This window comes from Acinetobacter sp. NIPH1876 (assembly GCF_022808535.1).
GTDB classification, from domain to species: Bacteria; Pseudomonadota; Gammaproteobacteria; order Pseudomonadales; family Moraxellaceae; genus Acinetobacter; species Acinetobacter higginsii.
This window is the reverse complement of record NZ_JALGBR010000001.1, coordinates 437,568-458,275: the sequence shown is the minus strand read 5'-3', so window position 1 is coordinate 458,275 and position 20,708 is coordinate 437,568. Positions and strand designations below refer to the sequence as shown.

Below are 20,708 nucleotides of genomic sequence, written 5' to 3'. Positions count from 1 at the left end.
ATGACAATCATGTGGTTTTTTGCTTATGCTTTATTCTCAGAAAAATGTTATAGATCAAGTGAGAGGATTATTTTATGCGAATTTTATTGGCTGAAGATGATGCCTCTCAGGCAGAGAGTATTAAAGACTGGTTAGAGATGGATGGTTATAGCGTTGATTGGGTTGAACGTGGTGATCATGCCATCTTGGCGGTCGAACAGCATCAATATGATTGCATCTTACTGGATCGGGGCTTACCACAGGCCACAGGGGATGACATTCTGAAAGCGATTCGCCGTCAGGACAGCAAAACTCCGGTTATTTTTATTACGGCCAAAGATCATATTCATGATCGGGTCGAAGGTTTAGACCTTGGTGCTAATGATTATTTGGTGAAGCCATTTAATTTAGAGGAATTATCGGCACGGGTCCGTTCACAATTACGCCAGCATCAAGCCCAAGCAGGGCTGTATCTAAATTTTTCCGATTTACAGCTAGACCCACAAGCCAAAACACTGAGCAAAGCAGGACAGGCCATTAATCTGACCGCAAAGGAATTTCAGATTTTGCATAAACTCATGCAAAAGCCCGATCATATTTTGACACGGGAACAATTGGAAGAATCCTTATATGCATGGGGGGATGAAATTGAAAGTAATGCCATTGAAGTGTTTATTTATCAGATTCGGAAGAAAATTGGCGGGCAATATATTAAAACCATTCGTGGTTTAGGCTATCGCATGCATCAGGAATAACAGCATGAAAGTGGTGTCTTTACAAAGCAAACTGGTTAAAACCTCTTTAATCAGCTCCGTCGTTGCAGGATGTGTGGCACTGCTTTTATTCGCGGTCATTTCTGCGTACCAAACCATGCAAGTACAAGACGAAATCATGGATGAGATTTCAGATATGTTGCTTATCGCGGATTTAACCAGCCCCTCTGGGCAGCAAATTGATGAGCTCAGTGATCAGTTTGATATTCAATATCGTTTGAGCAATCAGCAGCAGGTACTGACCCAGTCAGAAGGCTTTCATCTCGATCAACAGTATTACAGTTTGATTGAGGCCGCACATGGCGACTATGGTTTGATTTGGCAGAAAGGTCAACTCTGGCGAAGTTATGCGGGTGAAGATGAAAATTCGCATATGCAAGTGTTGATATTGCAACCTTTAGAGGAACGTTTCCAAGATTTACTGCATAACTTTGTGGGATATGCACTGGTCTTAATGTTGGTGTGGTTAATGCAGTGGATCATGCTGCATTTTCTGATCAAGCGCCAATTTAACGTAATTCATCAATTATCAAAGCAAATCTCGGCCAAGAATGCGGATGATCTTAGTCCTGTTCAAGCGGGTGAGGTGGAGTTAAAAGAACTACAACCGATGTTGGGTCAGCTTAATCGCTTATTACAGCGCTTAGACCACTCCCTACAGTCTGAACAACGTTTTACCGCGGATGCCTCGCATGAGTTACGTTCTCCTTTGTCTGCGATTCAGATGCGTTTGCAGTTATTGCAGCGTAAATATCCAGAACGCGCAGTTGACTTTAGCCAAATGCAGCAGGATGTGAGTCGAGGTATTCAAATTTTAGAGAATTTATTGTTATTGGCACGTTTAGACCCAGAGCACACGGATAATTTGCCCAAGACTTATCTTTCGATGCAGGAGAGTGTTGAAGAGGCAATACAGGCACTTCACTTATTTGCCAAGGAAAAGCATATTCAATTGCATTGGCAGGCTGCAGCAGATCTGCAGGGGCAGATTCTTGCCAATCCGCAGTTGATCTTTACCTGTGTTCGAAACCTTGTGGACAATGCCATTCGATACACGCCAGAATATGGACAAGTCTATATCTCTTTACAGCAACAGCAGCAATATTTGGCTTTGATTGTAGAAAATGAAGGCCAAGGGATGGATACAGAAAATTTAGCACGTTTGGGTGAACGTTTTTATCGGGCTTTGGGAAGCAAAACACAAGGCTCTGGTTTGGGTTTATCGATTTGCAGCAAAATTGTCGAGTTACATCAAGGTAAAATTCAGTTTGAACAGTCCCAATATGGTGGTCTGAAGGTCAGCATCCTGCTTAAACGTTAAGTTGGGTTGGGGTTGAGATCAAACGCATTAAAAAAGCAGTATGCGCTGACATACTGCTATTCCCACGTTTTTTGTTATTGTCCGATTATTATTATATTACTTCGTTAAAATCAGGCGATTATTACGGGTTAAACGTAAGCGATATTCCTCACCAGCATGCATGATGCGGATTTCGCGACCTAAGGCAAAAAGGTTGTTTGAATGCAACATTGGCAATGATTGAGCTGCATCGGTACTACGAGTAAATAGGCTGAATGGTGCGTTCATTTGTTATGCTCCGTGGTGTGTTTTTTAATGTTTTAAATGATAATCATTATCGAATAGACCTGTCAACGGAAATTTTAAGAATTTACAAAATCATCTATTAATTTTATTTTTTGACATGGGAATGCCGAGTTAAATTCCTTAGAATGGATCTGAAAAGCTGAGAGATTTTAAACGGTTATGACAAAAGCTACAGTTGATGTTGCGATCGCAATTTTATTACACAAAACTAAAGTTTTAGTGGGTTGGCGACAAGCAAACCAACATCAAGGCAACAAACATGAATTTCCTGGCGGAAAAGTTGAGCAGGGTGAAACACCTGAACAGGCTTGTCGTCGAGAAATTTATGAGGAAGTTGGCATTGGTTTAAAAGAGTGGCATGCTTTTGATCTGATCCAACATGAATATGAAGACATCATTGTCAATTTATACTTATTCCATGCTTATGTACCTGATGAGTTACTTAATCTTATTCATCAACCATGGGCTTGGTATAACCGTGATCAATTGATTGATCTCAATTTCCCGAAAGCAAATACCGTAATTCTGCAACGTTTAAGTTGGCCACATCTGATTAAAATTAGCGATCAGATCGATGCTTTGCCGCAACAAGAGGCGCTATTGTATTGGCGTACACAAACGGATGATATTGAGCAAATTGAGCAACAGCTTGATGCTTTAAAGGTTGATCAATTGAGAAAACTCATTGTTAATGTTGATCTGTGGCAAAAACTAAGTGTAAAACTGCAAAACAAGATACAGACCATTCATTTAAAGCAATCGCAGCTGATGAGTTTAAGCAAAGGTGGCTTGGTCGTGGGGAAACGCTTTATCGCTGCTTGTCACGATGCTGTGTCGTTACAACACGCTCAGCATATTGGCTGTGATGCTGTGTTTTTGAGTCCTATACATGCCACAGAGACGCATCCAGAAACGAAAGTATTGGGGTGGGATCGTTTTCAGGAATTGGCACAGAATAGTGATATTCCTGTATTTGCTTTAGGTGGGCTTGCACTGGCAGATTTAGAACAAGCCCAAAAACATCATGCTTATGGGCTTGCTGGAATTCGACAGTTTAGTTCAATTGATTAAGCTTAAAGTGTCTGAATGGTTCTACGTGCTTCTTGGGCCTTAATGGTATGACCGCGTGCTTCGCTCGCTTTCAGGATGATAAACCAAAGCTGTTTCTTCATAGCGTTGCTTTGCGCATAACTTAAGCCACGACGTGCCAATGCTTCGGCATTGGCATATTCTTTGCGCTGATCCGCGATCATTGCCAAATACAAATAAGTTTCTGTGGCTTGTGGCGCAATACGTTGTGCTTGTAAGGCATAACGCTCAGCTTCTGCGAGTTGCTGTTGCTTATAAGCCACTTGTGTTTTCTGCATTAAAGTCTTAAATGCAGGTAACTGGCTACCATCATTAAACTTCTGCTGAACCTTTTGTTGCGGAACAACAACGGGAACACTTTGACGTTTAATTTCTTTCTGTTCATAAGGTGTAATTTTTACACCAGAAGAAGGTTGGGTGACCTTCTTCTTTTGCGAGCTACTCGTTGGTGGCTGATTTGCAGGTTTGGTGGTTTTCTCTGGTGCAGTTGTACAACCTGCGAGTAGCAGCACACCAAGTAGAACCGTGGTTTTATTCATCATGTCCAATCATCCTTGTAAACTTAATTGTCACTGTTACCGTTATAGCTGCCGCTAGAAATAACGCGTGTTGGAGTGTGATTGGATAAATCTGTATCCATTTGAGTTTCACTTTCACGAATATAGTTGCTTATACCGTCATTATGATCATCTGTAGGTGTTGCATCGTTCGGAATATAAGTTGGTTCTACTTCGTAGTGAGATTGACCGCATAAGGTTGCACGACGTGGTACGGTCTGACGCAGTAATGGAATATACATCGCACCATCACAGCCTTGAGCAGATAAATCACCGCTGGCACTATCAATCCATTGCCATTGAACATTATCGGTTTGGCGCAGATTGACAGGTTCTTGACGGAGCTGTTTCATCACATTGATCCACACAGGCAATGCACCTGATGAACCAGTTAAGCCAGTGACTTTATTGTCATCCAGACCTAACCAGACAACTGCAACATGATTGCCAGAATAACCTGCGAACCATGAGTCTCTGGTGTCATTTGTAGTTCCAGATTTACCTGCTAAATTGAGTGATTCTGGTAGGCTGTTATATGCAGAACGACCCGTACCAGAACGCATCACTTGCTGTAGGCCATAGTTAAGAATGTAGGCAGCAGCAGGATCAATGGTTTGTTGTACATTTAAGCCATAACGTTCCAGTAAATGGCCTTTGGCATCGACTACGGTACGAATTGAACGTGGTGGGTATTTAAAGCCACCTGTCGCAAAATTACCGTAAATGCTCAATACTTCCATTGGTGACATATTTACAGCACCAAGGTAAATCGAAGGGTAGGCAGGGATATCAGAACTTACCCCGAACTGTTTGAGCTTATTGCTGAATGCAGATAAACCAAATTCATTGGCTAAGCGTACAGTAGAAAGGTTGTATGAATTTGCTAATGCTTGTTGCATTGGCACAACACCATGTTCACCACCACTATAGTTCTTCGGTGTCCAGCTCTTGTCACCATCAATCGGAATATTGACTGCACTGTCTTCAATTGGGCTTGCCCATGTATAACGCCCAGATTCGATTGCATTTAAATAAATAATTGGTTTGAGTAATGAACCCACTTGACGTTTAGCATCTAAGGCACGGTTAAAGCCTGTAAAGTCTTGAGTGGAACCCACAGCCGCAACCAGTTCACCATTTTCAGGATGAGCAACCAGAACCGCACCTTGCAAGTTTTTCAAACGGGCAGGGTTGGCTTTGGCTAAACGATCGACAGTGCTCTTAAATGCATTTTGGACTTGGGTCTGTGCAATTGGATCAAGTGTGGTAAAGATTCTTAAGCCTTGATTGGTAATATCACTTTCTTGGTATTCAGTACGAAGTTGACGACGCACAATATCCAAGAAATCTGGGAATTTTGCAGGGCCTAAGGTTGGCTTACTCACCACATTTAATGGACGAGCAATCTCATCTTGATATTCTGCTTCTGTTAAATAGCCCATCACTTTCATGTTGTTTAAAACAACATCACGGCGCTTTTTCGCAGATTCAGGATTACGCCAAGGGTTATATAAAGAAGGGCCTTGAACCAGACCAACCAAGTAGGCTTGCTGTGAAATATTCAGCTCACGTAGAGGTAAACCAAAATAAAACTGTGATGCTAGACCATAGCCATTAATCGAATAGCTGCCATTTTGGCCTAAATTCACTTCATTTAAATAGGCTTCAAGAATTTCATCTTTGCTGTAATGTAATTCAATCAATATAGCCATCAATGCTTCATTGACTTTACGTTTCAGCGTTTTCTCTGGTGATAGATAGAAATTCTTGACCAACTGCTGCGTTAAAGTTGAACCACCTTGACGGCGACCACCTGTGGCATTACTGACCAAGGCACGTGCTGTACCACGGATCGAAATACCATGATGATGATAGAAATTACGATCTTCTGTTGAAATTAGCGCTTCAATCAGGGTTTTTGGAACTTTATTTAGTTTGATTAGAACGCGGTCTTCATTGTGCTGTGGATAAATACCACCAATCAATAAAGGCTCTAAACGAGCGACACCTGTACTCGAAGGCTTGGTTGAACGGATTTCACTCACCTGACCATCAGCGAAAGCAAGTTCTAGCACTTGCTCAGGTTCATTACTATCGCCATAGTCAAAACCGCGGGTATGTACATACATCTGGTTGCCTTGTACTACATAGCTACCAGACTTGTCATAATTCGCTGTGTTTTTGTAACCTAGTAATTTTAACTCTTGGGTAAAATTCTCTTGAGTAATCGGTGCACTAGAATAGATTTCTAATGGGCGAGCAAACACCTTGGCAGGGATGTCCCAACGCTGACCTTCAAACTTGTCACGAATAATATTATCCAAGCGGATCAGATAGATACTAAAAGCAACAAAGACACCTATCACTAACATTGAGAAAATGAGTGCTAGAAAACCAATACCACGTTCAAACTTCATAGATTTGCGTTAAAACCAAAACAATGTCGGTAATGATGCGATAGCTTATTGTCATTTTGCAATCATAAAACTGTGAATAAATAGCAACATGCAATAAAAACTTTAAGAATGCGTTGACATTAAACGTATAAAAAAACAACGGATAGACATTTTTATACTTTTTAATCAATCATCAACGCAACATTGGTTGTTAATGATATGATAGTCAGTAATCGCGACGGAGCTGAATTATTCGTGCAAATTTCACATAAATCCTTTCGAAATATTGGTCTAATTGGACGACCAGACAAGTATTCTGTAGTAGAAACGTTATGTTTAATTCATGATCATTTGATCACTTTAGGTTTAAACCCCGTTTTTGATCAGGAAACAGCCAAACTGGTGCCTTATAGTTATGGGCAGACAGTGAGCCGAAATTTACTTGGGGAAGTGGTTGATTTAGTTGTAGTTGTAGGGGGGGATGGTTCACTTTTACATGCTGCACGTGCATTGGTTCGACATAATACGCCTGTAATTGGAATTAACCGCGGTCGACTGGGCTTTTTAACAGATATTAAGCCAGCAGAAGCGATATTTAAGCTTGATCAGGTGCTACAAGGTCAATTTCAGCTAGATCGCCGTTTCTTGTTGGAAATGGAAGTTCGTACCAATGGTGAAACGATTTATGATGCAATTGCATTGAATGATGTGGTTTTACACTCTGGGAAATCGGTTCATATGATCGATTTTGAACTGAATATTGATGGACAATATGTCTATCGTCAGCACAGTGATGGCTTGATTGTTTCAACGCCAACAGGTTCAACCGCATATTCACTGTCAGGTGGCGGGCCAATCTTACATCCGAGTATGGATGCGATCGCTTTAGTGCCGATGCATCCACATACGTTGTCGTCACGACCGATCGTGGTGGGTGGTCACAGTGAAGTTAAAATTACCATTCGTGAAAACCGTGTTTTGCCGATGGTCAGTGCCGATGGTCAACATAGTGTTGCATTAAATGTCGGTGACACGGTGCATATTCGCAAACATCCGTTTAAACTAAGCTTATTACATCCACCAGGTTATGATTTCTATATGGCATGTCGTACCAAATTGGGGTGGAATCAAGATTTTGAATCTTTTCAACAGGATGACTCATGAATATTGAACAAATGCTCGCTATTTTAAATCCTGAAATTGTTGAGCGCCTTCGTACTGCTGTTGAAATTGGCAAATGGCCAAATGGGATTGCATTAACCAAAGAACAGCGTGAAATCTGTATGCAAGCAGTGTATGCATGGGAAATGGAACATTTACCAAAAGAACAGCGTAGCGGTTATATCGATCGTGGTACTAAAGAAGACGGTGAGGAGTGTGATGATGACCACCATCACAACGAACCAGAATTCAAACCGATTCGTTTTGTTTAATTTAAGAAGCTCAGTGATTACTGGGCTTTTTTTATGTTTACAAAATATAATAAAGAATCTTATGAAACATTTAAAATCTGTTTATGCACTATTATCTCTTATATTTTTTAGTGATGCTGTATTGGCTAAACAACCCATTGAATGTTTACTCAAGGTGAAGGTCGTTGCCAACCAGAAATACACTTCTCCCCAAACCGAATATACAAGTATAAAGAACGATGGTTATCCCATGTTATTGATTGGGATTCAGGTGATGGAGTCGCAATCAATACGAAGCTCCCAAAAGGTCAAAGCGCATCATGCATATTGTAAGGCACTTATAGGTCAACAACGAGATGCTTATCTTTCGGGTCCTTACGATCCTAACAAGATTACAATCAAAATAGGTGATCACCTGAAGCTAAGAAATATTCATTCTTCAGGTCGGGAATATCCGTTTTGGCCAGATTTTTATTATATTGAAACTTAAAACCAAGGCTATCCGATATAACCTTGGTCATTCGTATAATCAGAAACGACTCTTCCACAATTCTTTCGCTTTTTCCATTGCATCATCATAGCTATTGACTACACCCATGGTATACAACGCGATTCCCATCGTTTCGACGATTGCCAATTCGCCATATTCATGCGTATGTTCGCCCAACCAAACCGCTTTAAACACAGCTAAATCAAGCTCTTCTTCAATCGGACTACGGTCAGGGGTTAACTTTGGTAGTTCGTGTTCGTACAATTCACCATTTTTAATGCCACAAATTAACGTTTTGGCATCAGGATTACGTTCAAACTCACCACCTTCACCTTTAATCACTGCACTGTTTTGATAACCCAAGCGGAACGCAGTCTGTTGATGTGAAGTACGATAAGCTGGATGGAAGATCGCTTGTAAGGTCGCTTTGGTATTAAATGGATTAATTAAGCGTGCCAAAGTATGGATTGGAGAGCGTAACCCCATCACATTTCTTAGCGAGATCAATTCACTTAGAATTGGTGAAATGGCTTCAAGTGGTAGATAAGCAAAATTGTGCTGTTCAAGTTGTTCACGGACATCCTGTTGATTTTGACAAATTGAAAAGCCTAAGTATTGTAAAACTTGTTCGGTATAGACACGGTTAATGGTGTGACCTGATGCACCATGCATCACAATCTTGTAACCATGATGTGCTAAAGTCAGTGCTGCCAATAAGAACCATGGATAGTGCTTACGCTTGCCTGCATAAGAAGACCAGTCAAGATCGACCTCAAGTGGCTGAAAGTTGAGTTGATCTCGCGTAGCTTGGACAAAACCTGCTAATTCATCGACAGATTCCTCTTTAACACGCAAGAGCATCAAGAATGCACCCAACTGCACATCCAAGACTTCATCTTTTAAAATCATGCTAAAGGCTTGATAGGCTTCTTCATAACTGAGCGAACGGGAACCAGTTTTGCCCTTACCTAAAATACGCACATATTGAGCAAAAGGATGTTCAGCGGTTTTATAGATATTACGTTTTGTGTTCATGGTCGTATTGAAGGTTGTCACAAAGAATAAAACGAATATGACATAAAACTGAGCTGTGTAGCATAAAAAAACCAACAAGCTGTTTAATCAATAAGCAACTGTTGTCTAAAGATAGACGATGCAAACAAAATTATTGACCGAATCAGTCTAGTGATTTGATGTAAACGGGACATGACAACCTATCTAAAAGTTATTAGCATGACTGCGAACGAATTTTTAAGAACAATGAAAGCGAAAGGAAATAATGATGTTAGCTTACGATTCAGATTTGGAACTCTTCCGCGATAACTTTAAACGCTTTATGAGCGAGCAGATTGCACCTCATTATGAGCAATGGGAACGTGAAGGCATCATGCCGCGTTCAGTATGGAACGCATTAGGCGAAAATGGATTCTTGTGTGTCGATGTCCCAGAAGAATACGGTGGTTATGGTGTGCCAACGCATTATTCATTGATGTTGGTTGAAGAGTCTGCACGTGCGGGCTACTGTGCATTATCAACCGCGATTTCATGTCACTCTGAAATTGCAGCACCCTATATCCAACACATTGCAACAGAAGAACAAAAACAGTATTGGTTACCAAAAATGGTATCGGGTGAAGTGGTCGGTGCCATTGGCATGACAGAACCAGGTGCTGGTTCAGATTTACAGGCGATGCGTACCAGTGCCATCCTGCAAGATGATCATTATCTGTTAAATGGTTCAAAAACCTTTATTTCAAATGGTCAGCATGCGGATCTTGTAGTTCTTGCAGTGAAGACGGATCCACAAGCACGTGCCAAAGGTGTGTCTTTGATGTTAGTGGATACACATTTAGAAGGCTTTAAAAAGGGCACCAACCTCGACAAAATTGGTTTGCATTCACAAGACACCTCAGAATTATTCTTTGATAATGTCAAAGTACCGAAAGATCAATTGTTGGGTCAAGCAGGGCAAGGTTTTGCTTACTTGATGCAAGAGCTTCCGCGTGAACGTACTGCGATTGCTGCGACTGCATTGGGTGCAATTCGTGGTGCGATTGATATTACCACGCAATATGTAAAAGAACGCCAAGCCTTTGGTCAGGCAATTTCACAATTCCAAAATACACGTTTTGTATTGGCACAAGCGAAGATTGATGAGTTGGCAACAGCCGCTTTCTATAATCAAAACGTGGCTTTATATAATGAAGGTAAACTGGATGTAGAAACGGCCGCAGCCTTGAAGAGCTTTAGTACTGATATGCAAATGAAAGTGGCTGACAACTTGCTGCAATTATTTGGTGGCTACGGCTATATGACTGAATATCCAATTTCACGCTTCTTTGTTGATGCGCGCATTCAGCGTATTTATGGCGGAACCAACGAGATTATGAAAGAAATCGTGGCGCGTGGCATTATCGGTAAAGCTTAATTGGCATTTATCTCGTCAAATAGCCTGCTTTTGAGCAGGCTGTTTTGTTTTAACTATTTGCTTGGTCTTTGGATCATGGGATAGTTCTGTTGTTTAGGTAATTGCTGTAAGGCTTGGTTGATCTTTCTAAGAAACTCATTGGCTTCATCTTGCCGAAAGGTATCTTCCGTATATTCACTGCGTTGTTGAAAGCGGCCACAGCCTCGTATTTGCATATTAGATGGATTAAATGACCAGTCATTGGTGTTTTTTAAGTTGATATCTAAGTCACTTTCACAACTTTTCCATAAATTTAAGAATGCATTGGATTGTTCTGATTTAAACCCTGTTGCAGGGTAAACCGTAAAGCCCTGCATTGCGGGATTGGCATATTGAATAAACCGCTCAACCGGCATACCGCCCCAAAGGATTGCAGTATTTTCAGGCAAGGCGATACCAGTTAAGTTCTGTTCTTTTAAAGCATGAGTTTGCTGAAATTCTTGTTTAAAGTGCTGTGATTGATAAGTCAATTTGGTTTGATGGGGGATGGGAATTCCTCGAGCTTGACTGCCCACAGGAGTGATAAAGTAAGGTGAGCGATCGGTGCCATTGCAACCTGCAATCATGGGGCAACCGCTACATGCGGTTAAACCGATACTAATTAGGCTCAGTAAAGCTAAGCTGAAAATCTTATTCATTGTATTTACTGTTGTTATGACATCTTCTTGCAGTATAACCAATCTATTCTATAGAAAAGTTCAAATTTAAGTGGAACAAATAGCCCGCTTAAATTTAGCTATGTTTATTCAGGACTTTATGGTGTTGGTTCATCAAATAGATTTGAACAACTTTGTGGCTGACAACCTGCCAACATAATCGCTTTCGGTAAGCTGGCATACATATTAGTCAAATGCTGTTCAGCAGGATGTCGATAATTCAAGAACAAGAAATGCTTTGAACGTTGCTGATTAAAGTTTTGATAGAAGTTATTCTGCTTCTGCAAGGATTCAGCGTCTGGTGTTGGACTTCGACCATGTTCATGTGTACCCACTGTGGTCATCAGCATGATATCTTGAGTTTTATTTTGATTCTTTAACCAATCTGCCTGCCGATTGAGCAACGCATAATTATCAAACCAGAGTGAAGGGCTGGCCGCAATATAACGTTGAAACATTTGCGGTTGGCTAAAGAAAGTGTGTAAAACAAATAGTCCACCAAAGGAATGTCCAAATAAACTCTGTTGCTGTGGATTAACTTTAATTTTGGTTTGAATCGCAGGCTTTAGTTCTTTCTCAAGAAATTGAATGAATTGGTCTGCGCCACCATAAGTGTACTTGGCTTGTTTTTGAAATTCAGCCGATGCTTTTGGGGTGTAGTCTAAAGCACGTTTTTCGACATCAAAACTGTTTTGCTGTGGGTAGCCGATTGCAACAATAGCGACTGGACTCAAGCCCAAACGATTGGCACCACCACCCACCGACTTAGCAATATTGGCAGCACTATCAAATGCGGCATTGCCATCCAATACATACAGCACAGGAAAACCTTCACTTGGGACTTCACCAGCAGGAACCGAGATCTGAATCAAATAATCATGTTTTGTATATTTGGATGCGATTACAAAGCTTTGTTGAATATTGGTTTGTGATTTAAGAGGCGCTTTATTTGAACTCGAGATCGTCGGTTGAGCAAAAGCCAATGGTGTTGCCATGAGCAGAGAAAAAGTCAAAATACCAAGTGGTTTAAACATAATTTATTCGCAAGCATTGAAATTTTGCTAGCAATATATAATGAAAATCATTATCAATAAAGTTCGGTAATAAAAAGAGTTAAAACTCAGCGTGTTTAATAGCTTAAAGTGTTGTTATACTAGCTCGGATAATCAATTCACAGATGAATTGTAATCCATTCTTATAGATGATTTTGCTGAGGCTGCATTCAATGGTAAACGATGGACAAAACACATCGAATTCACTTAATTTAGAACAAATTCGTAACGATATTGATAGTGTTGATCAACAAATCCAAGAGTTACTCAACCGCCGTGCGACGCTTGCAGAAGCTGTAGCCAAAGCGAAATTTGCATCCGAAGAGAATCCGCTGTTTTATCGACCTGAACGTGAAGCTCAAGTGCTGCGTAAAGTCATGGAGCGTAATCAGGGACCTTTGTCTGATGCGACCATGGCACGTTTGTTCCGTGAAATCATGTCAGCATGTTTGGCACTTGAAGCACCACAAAGCATCGCATTCCTCGGACCAGAAGGGACTTATACCCATTCTGCGGTATTAAAGCATTTTGGTAAAGATGCTGTTGTGCGTCCATTGCCAACCATTGATGAAGTATTCCGTGAAGTTGAAGCGGGTAGTGCACATTATGGTGTCGTTCCCGTGGAGAACTCATCAGAAGGTATCGTCAACCATACACTGGATTGCTTTAAATCATCGACAGTTAATGTAATTGGTGAAGTTGAACTTCGTATCCATCATCAGTTCCTTGTATCTGAAAATACTCGCAAAGATAGTATTAAGCAGATTTATGCGCATCAGCAAACTTTGGCACAATGCCGTAAGTGGTTAGATGCACATTATCCAGGTGTAGAGCGTGTCGCGCTAAACTCAAATGCGGAAGCGGCACGTCGTATTCGTAACGAGTGGCATTCAGCTGCGATTGCATCTGATATTGCGGCAAGTATGTACAACCTTGAGATTTTACATAGCAATATTGAAGATAATCCTGAAAATACCACACGTTTCCTTGTGATTGGGCGTGAGAAGATTCCTCAAAGCGGTAATGATAAAACCTCTTTATTGATCTCTGCGCATGATCGTGCGGGTGCTTTATTGGAAATTCTTGCGCCGTTTGCCAAGCATCAGATCAGCTTGACCAGTATTGAAACGCGTCCTGCATTGCCTGAGAAATGGGCTTATGTGTTCTTTATTGATTTAGAAGGACATATCGGTCAGGAAAATGTTGCGGCGGCATTGGAAGAAATCCGTCCAATGGTAAAAGAGTTACGCGTACTCGGTTCGTATCCAATCGCTGTTTTATAATCCCGTTTTATCGTATGGATAGATGACTTCGGTATCTATCCATATCAAAGTCGTCTCATTAGGCAAATATGTTTTATGTCTCAACCATTATTTAAGAAAGTTGCATTTATTGGGCTTGGACTGATTGGGTCGAGTCTTGCTCGTGTGATTGTGGCAGAACAACTTGCAGCTCAAATTGTGGCTTCAACACGCTCAAAAAAAACATTAGAAGATGCTAAGGCACTCGGTCTTATTCAACACGGTTATGCAACGCCAGAAGAAGCAGTTCAGGATGCAGATTTAATTGTTTTAGCATTACCTGTTCGTGCGACACAAAAAGTGTTGGAACAGATCAAGCCTTATCTTGCAGACAATGTCATCATTACCGATGTCGGTAGTACCAAAGGCAATGTGGTTGAAGCCGCAAAAGCCGTATTTGGTGAAAATCTACCTGTTGGTTTTGTACCAGGGCATCCGATTGCAGGTGCTGAGCATACTGGGGTACATGCAGGTAAAGTTGATTTATTCGTCAATCATAAAGTGATTTTGACACCACTTCCAACCAGTGCTGATTGGGCGGTTGAAAAACTGATTCAACTTTGGTCTGCTGCAAAAGCAGAAGTGATTTGTATGGATGTCACCAAACACGATGAAGTATTGGCACATACCAGCCATTTACCGCATTTGATGGCATTCAATCTGGTCGAGCAACTGGCAAATCGTGAAGATAATTTAGATATTTTCCGCTATGCAGCAGGAGGTTTTCGTGACTTCTCGCGTATTGCTGCCAGTGATCCACAGATGTGGCATGATATTTTCTTTGCCAATAAAACTGCAATTCTGAATGCTGTTGATGGCTTTGAACAGCAATTGTCCGTTTTAAAGAAATTGATTGAACAGGAAGATTCGCACGCGTTGATGGGACTGCTCGGGCATGCTCAAGCAGCACGTCAGCACTTTAACCATATGTTGGCCAAAAAACCTTTGATGGAGAAAAACAAGGTGACACAGCAATTTACCATTTTACCGGGAAAGAAAACATTTACAGGTAAATTCACCGTACCAGGTGACAAATCTGTGTCACATCGCTCAATCATGTTTGGGGCGATTGCAGAAGGCACAACACATGTAACAGGCTTCTTGGAAGGTGAAGATGCACTCGCAACTTTACAGGCTTTCCGTGATATGGGTGTGAGCATCGAAGGACCGAAGAATGGTGAAGTCACTATTCATGGCGTGGGCATGCAAGGTTTAAAAGCGCCAGTAAGTGCTTTGTATATGGGTAACTCTGGCACCAGTATGCGTTTGCTATCTGGCATGTTGTCTGCGCAGAAGTTCGATTCAGTGATGACCGGTGATGCGTCATTGTCTAAACGTCCAATGGAACGTATTGCAAAACCACTTCGTGAAATGGGTGCACTCATCCAAACCACCGGTGAGAAAGGCACACCTCCAGTCAGCATTACAGGTAGCCAAGCATTAAAAGGCATTCAATATGACTTACCAATGGCGTCTGCTCAGGTGAAATCAGGCATTTTATTGGCGGGTTTATGGGCTGCGGGTGAAACTTCAGTGACTGAGCCAGAACCAACCCGTGATCATACCGAGCGTATGTTACGTGCTTTTGGTTATGATGTGAAAACCGAAGGCAATAAAATCTCGCTTATCGGTGGTGGCAAATTAGTCGGTACCGATATTCAAGTACCTTCGGATATTTCCTCAGCGGCATTCTTTATGGTCGGTGCTGCAATTACCGAAGGTGCCGATGTGATCCTTGAAGCGGTTGGCATCAATCCAACGCGTACAGGTGTCATTGAAATTCTTAAGCAAATGGGTGCTGATCTAACTGTAGAAAATGAACGTATTGCAGGTGGTGAACCCATTGCAGATATTCATATCAAAGGTTCTAGAACGCTGAAAGGCATTCATATGCCAGAAGACCAAGTGCCATTAGCAATTGATGAATTCCCAGTATTATTTATTGCTGCTGCATGTGCCGAAGGTCAAACTGTTCTAACAGGAGCAGCTGAGCTGCGTGTTAAAGAATCTGATCGTATTCAAGTGATGGCAGATGGTTTGAAAACTATGGGCATTGACTGTACCCCAACCGACGATGGCATCATCATTGAAGGTAAAGGTAAATCAGGTGATTGGTCTGCTATTTTCGCTGGTGGTGAAATTGAGTCACACCATGACCACCGTATTGCTATGAGTTTTAGTATGGCTGGTTTGCGTACTTCAGGTAACATCACCATTCATGGTACAGAAACTGTGGCAACAAGTTTCCCAACCTTCACCGAGCTTGCAAATACTGCAGGTTTGGATTTGCAGGTTGTGAATCCATAAGCTGATCTGGAAAGGCAGTGTTTAGCTTGATTAATTAAGTTAAATGCTGCTTTTTTTATAAGCATATTCATAAAAACAATTGGCTAAACATAAGGCGAAAACGCTTAAATAAGAAAAATGCTGATTTTGTAGATGTACATATCTAATCGGGTCTAAATTTATCAATTTAGCTATAGAACTAAGACAATCAGCTAATCTATTAAAGACAATTGTATATATAATAATTCTTACCGTTCGCGTCGGATTTACTCTGCGATCCAGAGTTAAAAACATAAAAATAGAGGGAATAGCATGAAAACGTTGCAATTTATAGCAGATTGCCCAAAACATGGGGTGGTTGATCATCCACCGAATGAATGCTATATCACGCAAGAGTACGTGGCTGCATTGCTATATAAACAATTAGAACAATATGGCTTTGATGCACAGCATATTCGTCATGAGCATGAAAAAATTGAAGTGCGTATCGACAATCACCAGTTACCACTTTCAATCTTATGCTCGCAGCAAGATACCGAAGGACATATTCTTTGTGAAATCTCAGCCAATCCACAGCAAGAACAAGCTTGGTTTGAGCGTATAGAAACACAAAGTATTATCCGCCAATTGGCTCAGGCTGTTGAAAACAGTTTAAAAGCAGAACATAGTTTTTCTCAGTTTGTGTGGAAAAGCTAAGTCAATTTTGCGCATAAAATCTTAATTGAAGTGATTTAAGCACCGCCATTTGAGTTGTATGGTGTATATTGATTTAAACGCTTTATTTGAGAGTATAGGTGCATGATACAGGTCGATTTTTCTAAATTATCACCCCAAGCAGTTTGGCAACATTTTGAGACCTTATGTACGATTCCTCGACCATCCAAGCATGAACAACAACTAAGACAACATTTAAAAGATTGGGCGGAACAGCGCAACCTAGAAACTTATGTCGATGACATTGGTAATTTAATTATTCGAAAAGCTGCTACAGCAGGTAAAGAGCACGTTGCAGGTGTGATTTTGCAAGGGCACTTAGATATGGTGACTCAGGCAAATCGTGGTACGCAACATGATTTCTTTAAAGATCCCATTCAACCTGTATTAAAAAACGGCTGGCTGATTGCTGAAAATACCACACTAGGTGCAGACAATGGCATTGGAGTTGCGCTGGCACTTGCTGTATTAGAATCTAGCGATATCGCCCACGGACCGATTGAAGTTCTGCTAACCATTGATGAAGAAGCAGGAATGAGTGGTGCTCGTTTACTTGAGTCAGGTGTTTTAACAGGACAGTGGCTTTTTAATATTGATACCGAAGAATGGGGCGAGTTGTATCTTGGCTGTGCTGGGAGTATTGACCTAGAAGCAGGGCAGCCAATTGAATATGAAAAAGCACATGCTAATTTAATTTATGTAGATGTGCTGGTGTCAGGTCTAAAAGGCGGCCATTCAGGGGTTGATATTCATTTAGGTCGTGGTAATGCCAATGTGATTTTAGCCAATTTCCTGAATGATTATTTGGCACCATCCAATGGTCGACTGGTTGAATTTGTCGGTGGATCGGCACGTAATGCCATCCCACGTGAAGCTGTGGCAACCATTGCAATTAAAATAGATCAATTGACTGGTCTAGAAAAAGCCGTCGCAGCAACACAGGTTGAATGGCAACAAAAGCTACAGGGCGTTGATGATCAGCTACAGATCAGCGTACAGCAAAATGTCAACCCGATAAATGAAGTTATGACATTGCAGCAGCAACAAGCTTGGTTGCAGGCATTGGCAACGTGTCCATACGGCATTGCACAGTGGAGCCGTGCTTTAGCTGATGTGGTTGAGACTTCGAATAATATTGGTGTGGTCAAACTGACGAAAGACGAAACCAAAACTTTGATTATGGTTCGTTCGATGGTCAACCAAGAAGCAGTGACATTTGCACATAACATTCAACAGCACTTTGCCAATTTCCAGATTCAATCTGAATTAACACCGTTGGTCTCAGGTTGGACACCAAATCCAGATTCAGCTGCATTGAAATGCTTACAACAAGCGTATCAATCTGCATTTGGAATTGAGCCGAACTTGAAAGTGATTCATGCTGGTTTAGAGTGCGGCATTATTGCAGAGCATTATCCTGATTTGCAGATGGTGTCATTTGGCCCTGATATTCAGGGCGCACATGCACCCGGTGAAAGAGTTAAAGTCGACACGGTAGAGAAATGCTGGAAGTTATTGGTGACAGCTTTGGAAAGTGTGCGTTAACTGAATCTTAGAATCAGATCAGACCAATGATCCTGTCTTGGTCTGATCAATCAACGATAAATATTGTGTTGGTACATGTATTGTTAGCCAAACACCATTTTCTGCTTGATAAAACTCAAAGCCATCTTTATACATTTGCGGTGTGTTAATTAAGAAGAGTACAGGCTTACCGTAGCGTTGGCCTACATTCAAGGCCGTTTCTTTATTTTCACTTAGATGTACATAATGGCGCTGTCCTGCGATTAGGCCTTGCGTCTGAATTGAATCTATAAATCGACTCGCTGTGCCATGAAATAAATATTGTGGTGGCTCAAGCGCAATCATTTGCCGTTGTACGGTATGTGTTGAGTGGCCTTGAACAGCTCTGATCATCAAATCATCGTCTGAGATTTGGAAGCGTTTTTTATCATTTTGTTCGACGATTATATGGAGTAATGCTTCATCTAGACGAGCGTCGTGTTGTTGCGCAGCTTCAATGAGCTCAGCAATTTTTGCCCAACCTTCTTGATCAAGCTGAAGTCCAATTTGTTCAGGCTTATGTCTTAATATCAGGCTTAAAAATTTGCTTATTTGAGTATGTTCTTTCATATTTAATATTCACTATTCTACGTTTACTTTGACCTGAAATAGCGTTTTATCCAACTCGATAAATTCAATTTTGCAATCAATAAATTTTTCAATCATCGTGGCCTGAGTACGGGTGTGTTCACTAATACATTGTGCGGTAAATTCGCCCCCTTGTCCCAATGCCAAAGGTAATAACAACTGATCCGCTAAATATTCATCGACTGCAGCATTAGATTCCAGATATTGCTTTACCTGTTCCGCCAAATGATTGGCAATTTGTTCTGCACTTTTACGCATTTCACCTAAAGCCGTGAATAGCTGAATGTGCTGCTGATGTTCAACTTTGACATACACCGTATTGCCCTGACTGATCCCACTTAAATGGAATTGCTGCTGTGTATCCAGTTTTAGTCTTTTATTTAAAGTTGCTAATTCGCGTTGTGCGATTTGTGCTTCTTCGGAAAGGTTGAGTACTGCCGCAAAAGCCTTTGTCGTTTGCAAAGCGCCACGATCTAATAAGCTTAGCTTATTTCGATGTTGCCACGGTTGAATCTTGATTTGAATTTCACCTGCACCAATCGGAAAGAAACCTGCTTTATTTAACTTAAACTCGACCTCTATTCCAAGTTTTTCTAATACTGGTAAAAAGCAATGCTCGATAAAATCTGCCGTTGGTGCAAGTGGATTATGAGTACCCCCAGAAATCGTGAGATCACTGGTTTCATTTTGCAATAACAAAGCAGGTAACAGGGTTTGCAAAACCAGAGTTGTGCTTCCTGCCGAACCAATCTGGAATTGGTATTTTCCACTTTGTACATGTTGCGGTGCAAAGTACAAACGCTGGCTATGGAGTTCATCACCTTCTACATACGCTTGGCTAATCTGTTGAGATGCCTGTACACAGACTAAATGCTGGCGCATTAAGCCAGGTTTTTTCCGCCCAGCACGAATGTTGATTAATTCAAATGCTTGACCTGTAATCATCGAAAGGGCAATGGCGGTTCTTAAAATTTGTCCACCCCCTTCACCTTGTGAACCATCAATCTGGATAGTTACTGGCATATTTGCCAAAGCTTTATTCACGTCTATTTTCCTTATTTTCTAATTTAATGAACATACTGTCAGTACATGGTAATGCGAAGTAACGCGTGACTTTGCTTTTGGCAAAGGTTTGCTAGGTACATGGTGCTGAGCCTAATCAGTGAAGATTGATGCACGGCTCACATGCTGCCATAGCCGCCTGAATTATTTTCAATCCCTCAGATCGGAGTAACGCAGGATCTTGTACTCGCCCAGTATGTCCAAACTGTGATTGTGAACTAAATTCACAAAATCTGTTGTCTATTCGACTAAATCAATCTGCCAATTGGCAGCCTGAATTTTGATATTTAAATCGCGAAGTTTCGCGCTGATATCATCGGCTTGTTTTTGCAAACTAGAAACAGGGATAACTTTTTGCCATTTAATCTCACGTGAGCTATATCGATCCGGTTCACGATGGGTATTGGCAATCGCATCAACCAGAATCTTATGCTGTTCAGCATAACTATCACGCAAGCTTAATAGGGACAGCAGAACTTTGCCATCCTCCAACTTGGCCTGTGCATTGGTCAAATGAATACGACAAATCAACTGATTACTTTCTTGGGTTAAAGCAAATACCTGTTTGATCAGTTCATTTGGATCTTCACTGGGTTCATCGCCATCTTGTACCAATACATTGGCGTTGATCCGTTGTTTTAATGAAGCGAGCTTTTTTTGTTGATCGCTTCGCAGTAAAAGTGCTTCTGCGAGTTTCATTTTATTTACCTTTATTTC

General features: G+C 41.2%; 20 protein-coding genes. 11 read left to right on the top strand and 9 right to left on the bottom strand.

Annotated features, from left to right (window positions below):
* Positions 1–74 precede the first annotated feature (74 nt).
* The gene (locus tag MN869_RS02270; protein WP_033132948.1) at positions 75–734 is read left to right on the top strand and encodes a response regulator transcription factor; all 660 of its coding nucleotides are present in this window, start codon (positions 75–77) and stop codon (positions 732–734) included.
* Between the two features lie 4 nt (positions 735–738).
* Positions 739–2,073: a HAMP domain-containing sensor histidine kinase gene (locus MN869_RS02265; RefSeq protein WP_033132947.1), complete on the top strand. Its 1,335-nt coding sequence runs from the start codon at positions 739–741 to the stop codon at positions 2,071–2,073.
* Positions 2,074–2,169: 96 nt separating this feature from the next.
* Here MN869_RS02265 and MN869_RS02260 read toward each other — a convergent pair whose 3' ends face one another.
* On the bottom strand, positions 2,170–2,340 hold the full coding sequence (locus MN869_RS02260) for a hemin uptake protein HemP (protein ID WP_004653932.1): 171 nt from the start codon (positions 2,338–2,340) through the stop codon (positions 2,170–2,172).
* Positions 2,341–2,517: 177 nt separating this feature from the next.
* On the opposite strand from MN869_RS02260, the gene MN869_RS02255 reads away from it, so the two are divergent.
* Positions 2,518–3,429 carry a thiamine phosphate synthase gene (locus tag MN869_RS02255; RefSeq protein WP_033132946.1) on the top strand — a complete coding sequence of 304 codons (912 nt, stop codon included), beginning with the start codon at positions 2,518–2,520 and terminating at the stop codon, positions 3,427–3,429.
* A gap of 2 nt (positions 3,430–3,431) precedes the next feature.
* On the opposite strand, the gene MN869_RS02250 is transcribed toward MN869_RS02255, so the two are convergent.
* The gene (locus tag MN869_RS02250) at positions 3,432–3,989 is read right to left on the bottom strand and encodes a tetratricopeptide repeat protein (RefSeq protein ID WP_005204291.1); all 558 of its coding nucleotides are present in this window, start codon (positions 3,987–3,989) and stop codon (positions 3,432–3,434) included.
* Positions 3,990–4,009: 20 nt separating this feature from the next.
* Positions 4,010–6,421: a penicillin-binding protein 1B gene (gene mrcB / locus MN869_RS02245; protein ID WP_033132945.1), complete on the bottom strand. Its 2,412-nt coding sequence runs from the start codon at positions 6,419–6,421 to the stop codon at positions 4,010–4,012.
* Between the two features lie 234 nt (positions 6,422–6,655).
* Here mrcB and MN869_RS02240 point away from each other — a divergent pair, with 234 nt between their 5' ends.
* From MN869_RS02240 to MN869_RS02230, 3 genes are all read left to right on the top strand, one after another.
* Positions 6,656–7,564, top strand: a complete 909-nt coding sequence (locus MN869_RS02240; protein WP_032858932.1) for an NAD(+) kinase — start codon at positions 6,656–6,658, stop codon at positions 7,562–7,564.
* A complete protein-coding gene (locus MN869_RS02235) occupies positions 7,561–7,833 on the top strand; it encodes a DUF1315 family protein (RefSeq protein ID WP_005313347.1) in 273 nt (90 codons plus the stop codon). The genes MN869_RS02240 and MN869_RS02235 overlap by 4 nt, the downstream gene beginning before the upstream one ends.
* Before the next feature lie 61 nt (positions 7,834–7,894).
* The gene (locus MN869_RS02230; RefSeq protein ID WP_032859000.1) at positions 7,895–8,302 is read left to right on the top strand and encodes a hypothetical protein; all 408 of its coding nucleotides are present in this window, start codon (positions 7,895–7,897) and stop codon (positions 8,300–8,302) included.
* Positions 8,303–8,341: 39 nt separating this feature from the next.
* Here MN869_RS02230 and MN869_RS02225 read toward each other — a convergent pair whose 3' ends face one another.
* The gene (locus MN869_RS02225; protein ID WP_033132944.1) at positions 8,342–9,337 is read right to left on the bottom strand and encodes a glycosyl transferase family protein; all 996 of its coding nucleotides are present in this window, start codon (positions 9,335–9,337) and stop codon (positions 8,342–8,344) included.
* 247 nt (positions 9,338–9,584) lie between these two features.
* Here MN869_RS02225 and MN869_RS02220 point away from each other — a divergent pair, with 247 nt between their 5' ends.
* A complete protein-coding gene (locus tag MN869_RS02220; protein WP_033132943.1) occupies positions 9,585–10,730 on the top strand; it encodes an acyl-CoA dehydrogenase family protein in 1,146 nt (381 codons plus the stop codon).
* A gap of 53 nt (positions 10,731–10,783) precedes the next feature.
* Here MN869_RS02220 and MN869_RS02215 read toward each other — a convergent pair whose 3' ends face one another.
* Entirely contained in the window at positions 10,784–11,407 is a 624-nt protein-coding gene (locus MN869_RS02215; protein WP_033132942.1) for a hypothetical protein, read from the bottom strand.
* 116 nt (positions 11,408–11,523) lie between these two features.
* Complete coding sequence (locus tag MN869_RS02210) at positions 11,524–12,459, bottom strand: alpha/beta hydrolase-fold protein (protein WP_033132941.1); 936 nt, start codon at positions 12,457–12,459, stop codon at positions 11,524–11,526.
* 191 nt (positions 12,460–12,650) lie between these two features.
* On the opposite strand from MN869_RS02210, the gene pheA reads away from it, so the two are divergent.
* The 4 genes from pheA (at position 12,651) to MN869_RS02190 (ending at position 18,323) form a co-directional block, all read left to right on the top strand.
* On the top strand, positions 12,651–13,760 hold the full coding sequence (gene pheA / locus MN869_RS02205) for a prephenate dehydratase (RefSeq protein ID WP_005204264.1): 1,110 nt from the start codon (positions 12,651–12,653) through the stop codon (positions 13,758–13,760).
* 75 nt (positions 13,761–13,835) lie between these two features.
* Positions 13,836–16,085 (top strand): bifunctional prephenate dehydrogenase/3-phosphoshikimate 1-carboxyvinyltransferase, encoded by a 2,250-nt coding sequence (locus tag MN869_RS02200; protein ID WP_033132940.1) that lies wholly within the window; start codon positions 13,836–13,838, stop codon positions 16,083–16,085.
* A 291-nt stretch (positions 16,086–16,376) separates the two neighbouring features.
* Entirely contained in the window at positions 16,377–16,760 is a 384-nt protein-coding gene (locus MN869_RS02195) for a hypothetical protein (RefSeq protein WP_004653914.1), read from the top strand.
* Between the two features lie 102 nt (positions 16,761–16,862).
* Positions 16,863–18,323 (top strand): aminoacyl-histidine dipeptidase, encoded by a 1,461-nt coding sequence (locus MN869_RS02190; RefSeq protein ID WP_033132939.1) that lies wholly within the window; start codon positions 16,863–16,865, stop codon positions 18,321–18,323.
* 18 nt (positions 18,324–18,341) lie between these two features.
* Here MN869_RS02190 and MN869_RS02185 read toward each other — a convergent pair whose 3' ends face one another.
* From MN869_RS02185 to MN869_RS02175, 3 genes are all read right to left on the bottom strand, one after another.
* Complete coding sequence (locus tag MN869_RS02185) at positions 18,342–18,911, bottom strand: RNA 2'-phosphotransferase (protein ID WP_033132938.1); 570 nt, start codon at positions 18,909–18,911, stop codon at positions 18,342–18,344.
* A 12-nt stretch (positions 18,912–18,923) separates the two neighbouring features.
* Positions 18,924–19,973, bottom strand: coding sequence for an RNA 3'-terminal phosphate cyclase (gene rtcA / locus MN869_RS02180; protein ID WP_033132937.1), 1,050 nt, complete (start codon positions 19,971–19,973; stop codon positions 18,924–18,926).
* Positions 19,974–20,231: 258 nt separating this feature from the next.
* Positions 20,232–20,690: a DIP1984 family protein gene (locus MN869_RS02175; protein ID WP_033132936.1), complete on the bottom strand. Its 459-nt coding sequence runs from the start codon at positions 20,688–20,690 to the stop codon at positions 20,232–20,234.
* Positions 20,691–20,708: the final 18 nt, after the last annotated feature.